This window comes from Wolbachia endosymbiont (group A) of Gymnosoma rotundatum (genome assembly GCF_947250765.1).
Classification (GTDB): Bacteria; Pseudomonadota; Alphaproteobacteria; order Rickettsiales; family Anaplasmataceae; genus Wolbachia; species Wolbachia pipientis.
Genome location: NZ_OX366347.1, coordinates 955,018 through 969,095 on the forward strand (window position 1 = coordinate 955,018; position 14,078 = coordinate 969,095).

Annotated in this window: 11 protein-coding genes; 5 read left to right on the forward strand and 6 right to left on the reverse strand. The window is 35.3% G+C overall.

Annotated elements, in window-relative coordinates:
* Nucleotides 1-27: 27 nt before the first annotated feature.
* The 3 genes from OOK97_RS04770 to OOK97_RS04780 all read right to left on the reverse strand — a co-directional run bounded on the left by OOK97_RS04770 (nt 28) and on the right by OOK97_RS04780 (nt 5,501).
* Nucleotides 28-1,350 carry a coiled-coil domain-containing protein gene (locus OOK97_RS04770; RefSeq protein WP_264705041.1) on the reverse strand — a complete coding sequence of 441 codons (1,323 nt, stop codon included), beginning with the start codon at nt 1,348-1,350 and terminating at the stop codon, nt 28-30.
* Between the two features lie 158 nt (nt 1,351-1,508).
* Entirely contained in the window at nt 1,509-2,951 is a 1,443-nt protein-coding gene (locus OOK97_RS04775; RefSeq protein ID WP_264705042.1) for a coiled-coil domain-containing protein, read from the reverse strand.
* A gap of 63 nt (nt 2,952-3,014) precedes the next feature.
* Complete coding sequence (locus tag OOK97_RS04780) at nt 3,015-5,501, reverse strand: valine--tRNA ligase (RefSeq protein ID WP_264705043.1); 2,487 nt, start codon at nt 5,499-5,501, stop codon at nt 3,015-3,017.
* A gap of 155 nt (nt 5,502-5,656) precedes the next feature.
* On the opposite strand from OOK97_RS04780, the gene OOK97_RS04785 reads away from it, so the two are divergent.
* Nucleotides 5,657-6,484 carry a hypothetical protein gene (locus OOK97_RS04785; RefSeq protein WP_264705044.1) on the forward strand — a complete coding sequence of 276 codons (828 nt, stop codon included), beginning with the start codon at nt 5,657-5,659 and terminating at the stop codon, nt 6,482-6,484.
* 75 nt (nt 6,485-6,559) lie between these two features.
* Nucleotides 6,560-6,721, forward strand: a complete 162-nt coding sequence (locus tag OOK97_RS04790; RefSeq protein WP_264705045.1) for a hypothetical protein — start codon at nt 6,560-6,562, stop codon at nt 6,719-6,721.
* Nucleotides 6,722-6,803: 82 nt separating this feature from the next.
* On the opposite strand, the gene OOK97_RS04795 is transcribed toward OOK97_RS04790, so the two are convergent.
* Entirely contained in the window at nt 6,804-7,319 is a 516-nt protein-coding gene (locus OOK97_RS04795; RefSeq protein WP_182320224.1) for a gamma carbonic anhydrase family protein, read from the reverse strand.
* A gap of 144 nt (nt 7,320-7,463) precedes the next feature.
* On the opposite strand from OOK97_RS04795, the gene secG reads away from it, so the two are divergent.
* Genes secG through OOK97_RS04810 form a run of 3 tightly spaced genes read left to right on the forward strand, consistent with a single transcriptional unit; the run spans nt 7,464 to nt 9,821 of the window.
* Nucleotides 7,464-7,784, forward strand: a complete 321-nt coding sequence (secG, locus tag OOK97_RS04800; RefSeq protein WP_007548880.1) for a preprotein translocase subunit SecG — start codon at nt 7,464-7,466, stop codon at nt 7,782-7,784.
* Nucleotides 7,784-9,388, forward strand: coding sequence for a CTP synthase (locus tag OOK97_RS04805; protein WP_264705046.1), 1,605 nt, complete (start codon nt 7,784-7,786; stop codon nt 9,386-9,388). Before secG ends, OOK97_RS04805 begins: the two co-directional genes overlap by 1 nt.
* 25 nt (nt 9,389-9,413) lie before the next feature.
* A complete protein-coding gene (locus OOK97_RS04810) occupies nt 9,414-9,821 on the forward strand; it encodes a nucleoside deaminase (protein ID WP_209472967.1) in 408 nt (135 codons plus the stop codon).
* A gap of 71 nt (nt 9,822-9,892) precedes the next feature.
* On the opposite strand, the gene OOK97_RS04815 is transcribed toward OOK97_RS04810, so the two are convergent.
* Together OOK97_RS04815 and OOK97_RS04820 are read right to left on the reverse strand one after the other, a co-directional pair.
* Nucleotides 9,893-12,487 (reverse strand): ankyrin repeat domain-containing protein, encoded by a 2,595-nt coding sequence (locus OOK97_RS04815; protein WP_264705049.1) that lies wholly within the window; start codon nt 12,485-12,487, stop codon nt 9,893-9,895.
* 310 nt (nt 12,488-12,797) lie between these two features.
* Nucleotides 12,798-14,003 (reverse strand): MFS transporter, encoded by a 1,206-nt coding sequence (locus OOK97_RS04820; RefSeq protein ID WP_264705664.1) that lies wholly within the window; start codon nt 14,001-14,003, stop codon nt 12,798-12,800.
* Nucleotides 14,004-14,078: the final 75 nt, after the last annotated feature.

Genomic DNA, 14,078 nt, shown 5'->3' on the forward strand with positions numbered 1-14,078 from the left:
CTTGCATGATTTATCTTATAATAAGACTCATTGTTGTGTTTTGCAAATACTTTCACTCTGATTGAACTGACTGCGTTCATAAGATTCTGTCAATAGTGAATTTGGCAACTTGGTCGGGGTGGATGAGCGACTGACAAATAATGATTCATATCCAAGATCTTCCAGCGAAGAAGAAGGCGTTTCGTCTGGCAAAAGCCGTGCAATTTCTCCTTGTAACGCAGACTTTAATATTTGAATCGTATCTAATATTGCTTTTCCATCATTATTTCTTATTGGTTCTTCTATATTGTCTGTTACGCATCTTATCAACAGTTGCGCAAAATTCACTTGTTTTTCTTTCTCTTTCAAAAAATCTTCTATTTGACTGTCTCGTTCTAAAAGTGAATTTCTTAAACTTTTTACTTCATTATTACAATCTTTTCTTATCCCATCTAACTCAAAAGATTGATTTTTAATTAAACCATTTGCTTCATCTAACTCTTCAAATTTCTCTTTTAATTCTTTAGATAAATTTTTCTTTTCTTTGTTGACCTCTTTAATTTTACATTGTAGCTTATCTAAGTTTGCATGCAGCCTTTCTTGTTCTTCACGTAATTCCTCTACTTCTTTAGAAAGTTTATTTTTTTCCTTATTCAATGCCTCTACTTTTTCACTAAGTTCATGTTTTTTCTCACGTAGTGCCTTTTGTACTTCACGTAACGTTTCTATTCTATCATTCAACCCCTTATTCTCTAGCTCTAAATGTTTATTATCATCCACTTCCATCTTCAGCTTTGCAATAAATCTACTTCTTTCTTCCAACTGTTTCTTCAAACATGAGATTTCAAGTTTTAATTTCTCTTCCTGCTCATTAAGCTTACCTATTTCCTTTCTTGTTTTGTCCAATTCATTGTCTATTTCAAACGTACGATTCTTTGCTGTTTCTAATTTTTTCTCTAAAGATTTTTTTTCTTCAAGAAGAGATTCTCTCTCAACTTCTGACTCATTTACTTTCTGATTCAATTTTTTTGCTCTCTTGTCTAAATTTTGCTTTTCTCGAGTTAATTCATGTAATTGATTCTTCACTTCTTTGTTTGCAGCTTCTTCAGCTTCCTTTCCTAGAGTTATTTTATTTTCCAACTCTTGCTCTTTTTGAGCGAATTTATTTCTCTCAATCTCTATTTTCTTATTATTACGAATTATTTTATATAAAAGTGCAAGCACCAAAACAGATAATGCAGCTAAAGCGAGAGTTAGAGGAAGAGGCACATTAGAAGTTACAATAAGCGCTAAAGATGTAAGTAACGTAAGAGTAGCTAAGGAACTAGCTACAAAATAAAATGCATTAGCCTCACTAAGCAAATTGCTCATTACTCCCCTCCTCCCCCACGTTCAGCAGTCTTGTATATATTTATTAAAATTCTCTTATCTGTGGAGGAATTATAGTGCTGCACCTACAACAAACTTCCCATTTTCAGTCTACTAGCTAAAAATGGCTAAGGTTTTATGTATCCAGTGTACAACTGTACTCAAAATGTGTGGCAGCTGTTGGTCGTGGTAGAACATCCACTGGTATATCCAGGATCTTCCACAAATGAAGAAACAGACGTTTCGCCTGGCAAATATTGTGCAACTTCTTCTACTAACACGGACTTTATTGCTTGAATCACTTGTAATATTACTTTTTTATCATCATCTCTGATCACTTCATTTTCCCTTACTAATTTTTCTACCTCATCTGTTATATACTCTATCGTCTGTTGCAAAAAAAGCACTTCTTCTTGTTTCTTTTTCGACAAATCTTCTTGAAGTTGTTCTATTTGAGAGGATTGCTCCAAAAGTGAACTGTTTAATTCTTTCACCTTATTATCGTGATCATCCTTCACTGTTGTTAATGTGTTATCAGATTCTTTCTCTTCTTTTTGTAAAGATAATAACTCCTTTTTCAGCTCCTCAATTTTAGATAAGTACTCTTTCTCCTTTGTACACAATTTATCAACTTTACTTTCAAGATCAGTGCGCTTTTGACGTTCATCACTAACTTTACCTTCTAATTCTTTCTTTTCCTTTTCCGACTGGCATAACTTCTTCTCTAATTCTTCTATGTCGCTTTCTGAGCTCTCATGTTGTTCTTCCGATTCTAAAGTTTTTAATTGTTTTACTTCTTCTACTTCTACTTTTTTTCTTAACATAGTTAATTGAGTACGCAGAGAAGAAGCTTCCCTACTTTTATGTTCTAATTCCAAGTTTAATTCATCTTCATATTCCAATCTTAAGCGTAACTCATCTTCATATTCTGACTTTAAACATAACTTATTCTTTTCACTTTCTAATTTGCATTGACACAATTCCTCCATTAAAGAATCTACTCTTTCATTCAATCTTGTATTTTCATCGTGTAAATCTTTGTTCTTATTATTAAGGGCACCTATCTTACCCTCTAATTCTCGGATTTGATTACCTTTATTATTTAACTCTTTTGTAGCATCATCTAATTTTTGCTGTGCATCATCTTGTTGTGTCTTTAACTGCTCTATTTCCTTATTTAACCCTGCAATTTCGCTTTCCAAATCTTGCTTTTCTCGAGTTAATTGATCTTTTAATTCCTTCACTTCTTTATTTACAGCTTCTTTAGCTTTTTCTCCCAGAGCTATTTTACTTTCTAACTCTTGTACCTTACTCTCTGATTGTTGTTTTACGCTTTCTAACTCTTGCTCTTTTTCAGCAAATTTATTTTTCTCAACCTCTATTTTCTTATTATTACTAATTATTTTACATGAAAGTGCAAGCACCAAAATAGAAAGTATAGACAAACTCAAAGCAACAGGAAGAGCTACATTAAAGGCTGCAACTGAAGACAAGAACTTAATATAAGGGGCAACGGCAAGTGTCCCAGATGCAAGCAATACCAAAGTAGCAACAGCACCAGCTATAAGATATGGTGCATTGGTTTTACTATACAAATCCCTCATTATTCCTTCACACTAATAATGATTATAATAGCATGGATATCAAAGGAAGTAAAGCTATAAAAATCAGTATAAGTCTATATTCACTATGTATTTCCCGTCTTCAGTTTCAAGCTCAGACTGCATCCACTCTATCATTTCCGCATTGCACACTGCCTGCAAATCATCCTGTGCAGATTGATCTAACTTATCCTCTTGTACGCTCGCTTTTATCATCAATTTTTTTATCAGATGCTTAACTGATACATTATTATCTGCCTTTATCTTTCTGATAATGTTTAATATCTGAATAACATTATCTCCCATTTCCTCTGAATATTTATCGTAGATAAGCTCTTCTTTGCTCGGCCAATTGCTTTGATTGTGTACAGAATTATAACTATACAACTGGTGATATATCTCTTCTGTAATATATGGCAGAAAAGGTGCAAATAACCGCAAAATAATATTCAGTACATACGCCAAGCTTTGTTTTGCACTTAAACTGCTTCCGTACGCACGTTTTTTTACTAATTCCAAGTAGTTATCACAAAAATCCTTCCAAAAAAATTCTTCTACTGCACTCAAAGCTTCGCAGTATTCAAACTGTAATAAGTTATTTGTTGCTTTTTCTATAACTTTGTATAACTTAGACAATATCCACTTATCCATTGTCTCGTGAGCAGAATTTATGCTCAATGCTTGATGCTTTTCCATGAACATGGAAACGAACTTGCTAGCGTTCCAAAGTTTTGTAACTAGGCGCTTGCCAATTTTGAATATATTTTCAGAGTAGACTGTATCAACTCCAAGCCTTGAGTTCGCTGCCCAATAGCGCACTACATCAGCTCCATAAGTTTCAAGTATTACATGAGGAGTGATGATGTTACCCTTTGATTTACTCATCTTTTTCTTATCATCTGCTAAACACCAACCGCTGATCATAATGTTTTTCCAAGGTAAAGAATTTGCATGATAATGTGCCTTTAGAATAGTATAAAAAGCCCAAGTTCTGATTATCTCATGGCTCTGGCTGCGCAGATCTGCAGGAAATATCGTATTATAGCGATGATTTGGTAAGCTAAACTCACTATTTACTGCCAGTGCACTCAGTTGAGGAGTAATTGAACTTGTGGCCCAGGTATCCATTACATCTTGATCTGGGATAACCTCTTCTTTGCTATACCCTTTTGGCAAATCTTTGAGTGGATCAATAGGTAGGGCCTTTATTTCAGCTAGGATGATTTTGCCCTCTTCTCCCTTACGTTTGGAATACCACGCTGGAAATGGCACACCAAAATAACGTTGCCTTGAGATGCACCAGTCCCAATTTAGCCCTTCTATCCACACTTCCATACGTTTACGCATATTGCTTGGATGCCAATTGCATTCTTTTACTTTATCTAATACTTGAGCTTTTTGCTCTAAGATCTTGATAAACCATTGATAAGTAGGCAATATCTCAAGTGGTGCACCAGATCTTTCTGCGCACTTAACAGAATGAGAAATGTTAGTGCTTTCTATCAAAAGTCCTTTTTCAGTTAGAACTTCAATTATCCTCTTTCTTGCTGCTGTAACTTTCAATCCATTTATTTCATTTAGTATATCGTCTGTCATCCGAGTAGCTGACACTGGTTCTTTTTCCTGGATTCCAGTGTCAAGCACTGGAATGACATCATAAAGGCTTATTCTCCCATCCTGATCGATGATAATTTTCATCGGTAGATTATGCTTTTGCTGCCAATATATGTCGAGTTCATCACCGAATGTACAACACATAACAAGCCCGGTGCCTTTATCTATTTTAACCTTATCATCAGCTATTATTGGAACTTTTTCCTTTGTTATTGGCACTACCGCTGTTTTTCCGATCAGATGAGTGTAGCGCGTATCCTCTGGATGACAAAAAACTGCAACGCATGCTGGAAGTAGTTCAGGTCGCGTAGTTGCAATATTGATCTGCTCATTTTCTTGAGTAGAGAAAACTATCGTGTTTAAGGATGACTCAAAAACTTTATCTTCTATTTCTGCTTGCGCAATTGCGGTTTTATCAACCGGGTCCCAAAGGATGGGCTGCATTTTTCTATACGCATATCCCTTATTGTATAGATCGACGAATGACATTTGAGAAAGCGTCACAGTTTCCTTGCTGATCGTGTGGTATTCCAAATCCCAGTCATAACTAATTCCAACAAGCTTAAATAGTTCCTTGAATTCTTGCTTTGATTTCTCAATAACCTCATGGCACATCTCTATAAATTTTTCTCTGCCAACTTCTTTTGCACGGGTTTTATAGGTTTGTTCAACCAATCTTTCGGTGGGAAGCCCGTTATCATCAAACCCAATTGGATAAAACACATCTTTGCCCAGCATGCGTTGAAACCTTGCAATAAAGTCCGTGTGGCAATAGCTAAATATATGGCCAATATGGAGTTTTCCCGATATTGTCGGTGGAGGTGTGTCTATAGTGAAAGTGTTATCCTTTTCACCATTCCATTTATAAACTTTACTGCCTTCCCATAATATGTTGCATTTGTCTTCAACTTCTTTAAAGCCGTATTTTTCTTTTAACATAAATATTTCTTAAGTTTTAAGCTCTAAGTTAGCACAATTAAGCAAATACGGCTACGCCAAAGTTTTACGAAAACAACACACTATGGAAAGTATTACTTGACGTTAAGTTTTAAAGGCATCATACTGCCTAAATAACATTTATATTGAGGTTTAATATGCTTACAGAGATTACTGGTACAATAAAGATTGTCAATAATAGTAATGTAGTGCTTGAGATAGAACAAAATAATCTTGAAGAATTTAAAAAGTATGAACACCCTACAGATCCTAAAAAGTTTTCTGCGAATTTTTCACTAGATAATAAGCAATTATGGGTAAATGGTGTTTTTGAAAAAAAAGAAAATCAAGGAGATAATACTGTAATCATGCCTATATTTTCAGTTAACAAACAAGGTAACGGAAAAGCTTCTATTACCGTAGCAGCCATAAAAGCCCTGTTAGACCTTGATGATCAAAAAAAAGAAGTTAAGGTGCAGATGCTTAAACATCCCAGAAAACAAGTAGAAGAATTGAAAACTAAAACACAAGAATTACAAGATCAATTGGACACAGCTCAGCAGGAAAAACAAGACTTAGAAGCTGAAGTGGAAAAACTAAAGGCAATAAATTCTACAGCGTTACAGCAGCAGTTAGAAGAGAAAAATGCTAAAATAACAGAATTGGAAGCATTAGATGCTGTGGCGTTACAGCAAAAGTTAACAGAGAAAGAGAATGAAATAACAGCATTAAAAGCTCAACAAAATACACAAGAAGTTGCGGACTTACAGCAACAGTTACAAGCTAAAGACGAGGAAATAAAAGATTTACAAGAACAGCTAAACAACCAACCAAGTGCTGCTCAGTTACAAGCTAAAGATGAGGAAATAACACAATTAAAAGCTCAAGTTCAGCAGTTGCAAGCTAAAAATGCTGAAGTTGTGGAGTTAAATAAACAATTAGAAGAGAGTAAAAGTCTTGTTGATAAATTACAGAAGGAAAAATAAACATTAGAAGATAAAAGCAAAACAACTGAGCAACCAAAACAAGGCAATGGAGCGAAGTACACCGCTACTGTTGGTATGGGTCTTGCTGCTGGACTGATAGCATTTACTGCACTTGAACGTACAGTGAGATTAGATATTTGGGTAATGGTTGGTATAGCAGTAGCATCTGCACTCGTAGCCGGTGGTATTACATATGCAGCATTACCTAGTACTCAAGTAAATGGGGCAAAAACATAAGAAAAAGTAAATGAGATGGGAAAAAGAAGTAACAAGGGTTAAGCCGAAATGTACGTGTCAAGTAAAACACTTGACGCGAACTTCAGTTTTTATATTCCTTCATTAGCATAATATAATTTTGTGCTGATTGTGTAATATGTTTAATTTCTTCATTCGACATTTTTTTGAAGAATTTTGCTGGCCTGCCAGCCCATATTTCCCCACTTTTTATTACTTTTCCATGTGTCACTAGCGAGCCAGCAGCTACCATAGCTTCAGACTCCACAACTGCATGGTCCATCACGGTAGAGCCCATACCAATAAACGCTTTATCATGCACCGTGCATGCATGCAACATACAAAAATGTCCCACTGTTACCATGCTGCCAATAATTGTGTCACCACCTGGGTTTCTATCCACATGAATTACCGTTCCATCTTGAATATTTGTTCCATCACCTATTTTTATTGATCCAACGTCCCCTCTGACCACACAATTAAACCAGATGCTCGCATTTCTTCCTATTTCAACCTTGCCTATGATATGCGAACCACCTGCGATGAAAGCACTTTCGTCTATTTTTGGTTCATAATCTTTGTATTTTAAAATGTGATACATATTAAGCCCAAAGTCTTATGCATATGTTAATCAAAATAAGGTAAGCAGTAAATACATACTTAGATTTCAAACTACTTGGGTGACAGATGTTCTTGACTTACGTGCTTTGTACTGCTAAGATTTTTATTTTCAGCCCTATCTATAATGTCAGTAGCGGTATTAAGTATATTTCAAATAATATTGGTTGTTGTGTTAGTAATTTTAGTGCTCTTGCAGCCGCCTGGAAGTAGTTCGTTAAGTGGTTTTAGTAATACACAACAGGGGGTCAATTCGATGATTCCGGTGAAATCTTCTGAAAACCCGCTCAGCAGAATAACGGCTATTGTTGCTGGATTGTTTATTATAAACACATTGCTATTGTCAGGATTATGTTCAAAAGACGTACATAAAAAATCGATCGCAGAAAAAATTATATTAGAAAAAAAGCAAGAAAGTGAATCTACTTCTGTTCCATTTGAAAATTAATGAAGGAAGCTAAATTTATCTTTGTCACAGGTGGAGTTGTGTCATCGCTTGGTAAAGGCTTAGTTGCTTCGAGTGTTGGTGCGCTTCTTCAAGCTCACGGTTTTAAGATCCGTATCAGAAAACTTGACCCGTATCTCAACATTGATCCTGGGACAATGAACCCAACTCAGCACGGAGAGGTATTTGTTACCGAAGATGGTGCTGAAACTGATTTGGATCTTGGGCATTATGAGCGTTTTACTGGAATTAAAGCAACAAAAGATGACAATATAACAACTGGTAAGATATATCATGAGTTATTGAAGAAAGAGAGGCGTGGTGATTATCTGGGCAAAACTGTGCAAGTCATTCCTCATGTGACAGATTTGATCAAATCGTTCATTTTTAATGGTACGGAAGGTTTAGATTTTGTAATATGTGAAATAGGCGGAACTGTAGGTGACATTGAAAGCCAACCATTTTTGGAGGCTATACGCCAAGTTAACTACACATTAGGAAAACAAAGAGTTATCCTGATTCACTTAACTTTAATACCATATCTTACCGCAGCGCAAGAATTAAAGACAAAACCAACGCAGCATTCAGTTCGAGAGTTAAATTCCGCGGGGTTACAACCAGATATTATATTATGCCGCAGTGAGAAAGAAATTTTCGATAATCAAAGAGAGAAAATAGCTAAGCTTTGCAATGTTTTTTTATCCAATGTAATACCTGCCCCTGATGTGAGTCATATATATGAGTTACCGGTGTTGTATAGCCAATGTGGGCTTGATACGCAAATTTTGGAGCACTTTCATTTAAGTAAGCCAAAACCAAGCTTGACTGAATGGGATCAAATAGTGCATTCCATAAGGCACCCAACACAGGAAGTTACTGTATCTATAGTGGGAAAATACACCGAATTCCCTGATGCATACAAATCACTGATTGAAGCATTAAATCATGGTGCAATTAGTAATAAAGTCAAAGTAAAGATAAATTGGGTTAACTCAAGAGAGAAGGAAGAAAAACCTATAAATGAAAAACTTATAGGAGAGAAATTACAGAATTCTCATGCAATCCTTGTTCCAGGGGGGTTTGGTGATGACGGAGTAGAGGGTAAAATATTAGCAATAAATTATGCCCGTACAAATAATATCCCATTTTTCGGAATTTGCCTTGGTATGCAGCTTGCAATTATTGAATTTGCTCGTAATGTTGTTAAGCTTGAAGATGCACACTCTGAAGAATTTCGTAACTGTAAACATCCAATCGTTAAGTTAGCTGGCGATCAAGATGACGATCTTGGTGGAACCATGAGACTTGGGGCATACAAATGTAATATAAATGCAAACTCTAAAATGATGGATGCATATAGTAACACTACTATTTCAGAAAGACACAGGCATAGATACATAATCAATTCAGATTATAAAGATGATTTGGAAAAAAATGGGCTGCTATGCAGTGGCATATCAGAAGATGGAACGTGCATAGAGGCAGTGGAGTTAGAGAGTCATCCGTGGTTTATTGGTGTGCAGTTTCATCCAGAATTTCAATCAAAGCCGTTTTCTCCTCATCCTCTTTTCGTGTCGTTCGTTAAAGCAGCAATTGATAAGAAATAAGTGCCTAGTGTTTAAGTATCAATATATGGAGCTTGCCATAGAGCAAGCCAAACTCGCTCAAAAAAATGATGAGGTGCCCATAGGTGCTGTAATAGTGAGTGGAGACAATATCATTTCTTCTGCACACAATATATCCAGCGATCCAACTGCACATGCAGAGATGTTAGCGATCAGACAAGCATTTTCAACTCCCACGCTTTGTGATGCTGATATGTACGTAACATTAGAACCATGTCCGATGTGTGCTCAAGCTATTTCCTTTGCCAGAATTAAACGATTGTACTTTGGAGCTTATAATCCAAAAGGTGGAGGAATTGAAAATGGTGCTAAGATATTTCAATTTTGCAGCCATATACCTGAAGTTTATGGTGGGATATTAGAAACAGAATGCTCTTTTTTGTTAAAGGATTTTTTTGAGAAATTGAGAACATAGTTTAAGTCTATCAATTGTCATTTGCTTGCTTATCTCTGAAACTATCTTCACTTTTTTCCATATAGCCGCCTCTAGTCTAACTGTGCAGATCGATTTGCTGCCACGTGCGTAATAAGTACAACATTAGAGTTGCTAGATAAATTATTATTAGTACCAGCTTCAGCGGCCAAATAACGACCATCTTCAGTACATGTGAGTATATAATTTAATAGTGTTGCGGCTGCTTCCCTATCATTCAGTTTTGGGTCCAAACAATAATCTATCAATTTACTAATTGACTGTTTATTTGTAACTCGACCCTCAAACTCCCTGAGAGATCCTACTCTCTCTCCTAAGTTTATAACGAATTGCTGCGTTTCTTCAGGTGTAAGTTTACCTACTCTGTAATCTAACTCATTTGCGGTTCTTGCACGTTCTACTTCTTCGTGTCCATAGCAGCCTAATAGGTTACTTATTGCCTGTACCATACCATTTAGACTATTTGCAAGTTCTACTCCTAATATCCTATACAATGACTCTTGTACCGATGTCGTATAAACTTCATCAATCACTTCTTTCAGGCAGACCAGAGTATAGATTATAAATTTTCTTTCTTCTCTTGATTCTGATAGGCTCTTTAAAATATCAGTAAGAGTTGGTACTATAACATTCCGCACAACTTCTTGATTTCTTATTAAGTTTGGTACTGTATTTTTTAATACCTTAGCCCACTGCTTATCTTCAGGCAATTTTCTTTCACTTATGGCAGTTAAAATTGTACTTCCAAGAGTTGGATCAGTTATTGCCTGAAAAATAGCATATGATACTTCCAATGATAAATGGTAAACAAGCGATAATAGATGTAAATTGGAAATAGGAATGCTGGAGCGTATCTTTAGAACATCTTTAACAGCAGCATAGAATTTCTTTAAAGTACTAGAATCTCTAGCACCTTGAAGTTCTTCAAAATTACTTAACTTATTAATGAAATTTTCTTGTATATTTTGAAATCTTGCTTCAATTAATTCCTTTTTGGATGTCATTTTTTTAGCTACACTTTCAGTCTTTTCCTTTACTTCCAGGTATAGTGCACCTGCTTCTGCTCCTCTTTCTGCTATAGTTGATAACCCGCTAAACAAATCATTAGCTGCTTCTTCTAGACTTATGTTAAATACAGCATTATTAACAATTACCTCGTGTTTGCGTTCCCCTTTTACTTTTTTATATAATACAAACAGAGACATAGATGCTATTGCAGTCAAAAAGAAGGTCACAGCTACTATTACTAACACTAGCGGAGACATTTTAATTAGAGTAAACGTGGCTGCAGCTCCCATACCAAGCGAAAACATCGCTACACATCCAACCGCTACTTGGAAATACAACTTACAGTTTTTCTTATTATTTGAAATGTTTGCGTTATTTGGAATGTCTGCTCTGTTTCGTAAAAGAAACCCGATACCTTCTATATCTCGATTCTGAAGAGCTTGTATCAGTAAAGATGACCCATTATGCGAAACATTTGCTCCTAGATCTATACAAGATTGAGCACTATCAAATAATTTATTGTTGAAAAAATACTCCAATAGTGTTTCACCAGAAGGCAATTTGAAATTTTTTACTAACTGCATGTTTTCACTCTGATCACCTCTTTCTATATATAGCTTGAATAGATAAACAGCTTCCCTAGGAGCTATTCTTGCGTGAAAAGCATATTCAAATGCTGTAAGGTTATCATGATTTTTGATATAGAGATCTGCACCATTCTTAAGAAAATCATAAAAAGTAGCGTTAGCTGTATAGGTTTCATCACATTCAATTAAGCGCTGCTTAATAAAATTGACAACAGCGTAGTGTAGTGAGCTATTTCCATTATTATCTGGTATATTAACGTTAACTCTTTGTTTTATGAGATATTTTGCATGGCCCAACTTATCTTGAATAATTGCATTTAGTAATAACGTTCTTCCTTCAGCATCTTGAGAATTTACTCCTTCATGTGCTCCCCTTTCAAGCAATAGCACAGCATTTTCAACATCACCTTTTTCAGCTGCAACACTCAGTAGGGCTTGATCACCTTTATTAACATTAATGTTAGCACCATTTTTTAGCAACCAATCTATAACCTCTTCCTTTTCGCATCTGTCCTCAATCTCTAATGCTTTTGTAAGCACATCAAAGCAGTAGTTATGGTCAGAAACAAGTTTATTTAAATCTAATTCCCCTATATTAAGGTTGCGTGAGTATAAAAACTTTTCACTATGTTGTGCTCCATATTTTTGCAGCAAGCTATACATTTCACTGCCATATTGAGCATAATCCAAAGCAGTACAACCATCATTATCCTTAGCATTTACTTCTATTTTTTGATATAACATAGACAATGGCAAAAACCTTGCTACCAGGTACTGAGACACTTCTTTTTCATTAGCTTCTAAAAACAACTCAACAACTTTTCTATTTTCATTCCTAACAGATCTATGCAGTACAGTACGATCGCTAGCATCTATAGTATCAATCCTACTGCCATTGCTTATTAATGAACTTATAACTTTTGATGAGCATTTTTTTTCTATAGCAACGTCTAGAATAGTTTTGCCATTTTTTGTAGCATTTATATCTAAATCTTCCTTGATAAGCTGCTTAATTCTGTTTTCCCTATCGGTGCTGTTTTTTATTCTCAACACATCTTCAAAGTACTCAAAATTAGACCACGCATCACACAATGCTTCATTTTCTACTGATTTTTGTATTCTTTCTGAGTAAGCAATATCTGAATGTATATTTGTGACGCTTGTAAAGACTTAAATTTACAGTTGGAAATACTGTTTTTTTAGACGAATAGAATAAGAAATTAGTGTTACGCATAAAAAAGTTTATCATGGCATGTGTTTTTGATCGTTCTAATTTTTCCGCAATAAAATTTTCTCATTTAGCGAGATTAGCGCATTTTTCACACCTTTTTTCAACTTAGGAGAATACACACTTAAGAGAAAACTAAAACCAATCAAATTTCTTATCTTGTGGTTTTATTTGCAATATTGCTACCACACTGATCAACAAGCAGAAGACTATATAAAGCCCAGCAGCAAGGTTTGTTTGAGGAAATGTTACAGTCAACCAAATACAAACCATAGGAGTAAATCCTCCATGTAACGCATAAGAGATATTGCGTGATAAGCTCACACCACTAAATCTAACATTGGTAGGAAAGAGTTCAGATGCAACTATTCCTATGGGAACTATACCCCTTTCTATTATAGAGAGAACCATTACGCTCAACGCAATCACAAGATAATTTTTATAGTAATATGCAATAGATAACGCAGGACAACACAGTGCCATTGTAATTGCTATAAATAAGATTGCAGTGCGCTCTTTTCCAACTTTATCAGCCAACATTCCAAACGCTATTGAAGATATCGGCATTAATACACTGGTTATAATCAATACAATTTCGTTGATATATGTTGTTACATAAACATCCACTGATGCTATTTCCTTTGCGAGAGTTCGAAGAAATATGGTAAATCCAACAACAACATTAACAGGTACAGATATTAAAATAGCAAGTATAAGAGCTCTCTTGTGGCGTTTTATAAGCTCTATTATTGGCAAATCAGGTAAATTTCTTTGTTTTCGATTTTTTTCATATGCTGGAGTTTCTCCCAATGTGTATATGCTATACGCGCTAATTAATCCTAAAATAGCTGAGAAAATAAATGGCAATCTCCAACCCCAGGTACAAAAATCAGTAGTTTTTTTGCAGATAATCACTATCACCGCAGAAAGCAAGACGCCAATGGAGCGACCAAAACCCATCATTCCAAAATACATCCCTAAGTTCTCTTTCCTACTGGATAAATGCTCTATAAGATAAACAGAACTTCCTTGTTCACCACCAAGTGCAATTCCTTGTGTTATATGGATTGCAAGAAGCAATATAGTAGAAATTATACCTACTTGATTGTGACTTGGAATAAATGCAATGAGACTTGATGGTATCGATATTAGCAAGATAGTAATTATTAATGCTATCTTCCTTCCATACCTGTCACCAACGTGACCAAATATGAATGCACCAAGTGGCCTTACAATTGCACCTAGCCCTACAATTCCAAATAATTGCAGTATGTTACTGTAGACATCTTTTGCAAAACAAAACTCTCTGCTGATTATGTTAATCAAATCAATAAAAAGCATGTAGTCATACCATATTGCGATTCTGCAGAGTATGGTTGATATCAACACCCTTGTTTGCACTAAATTCAATTCGTA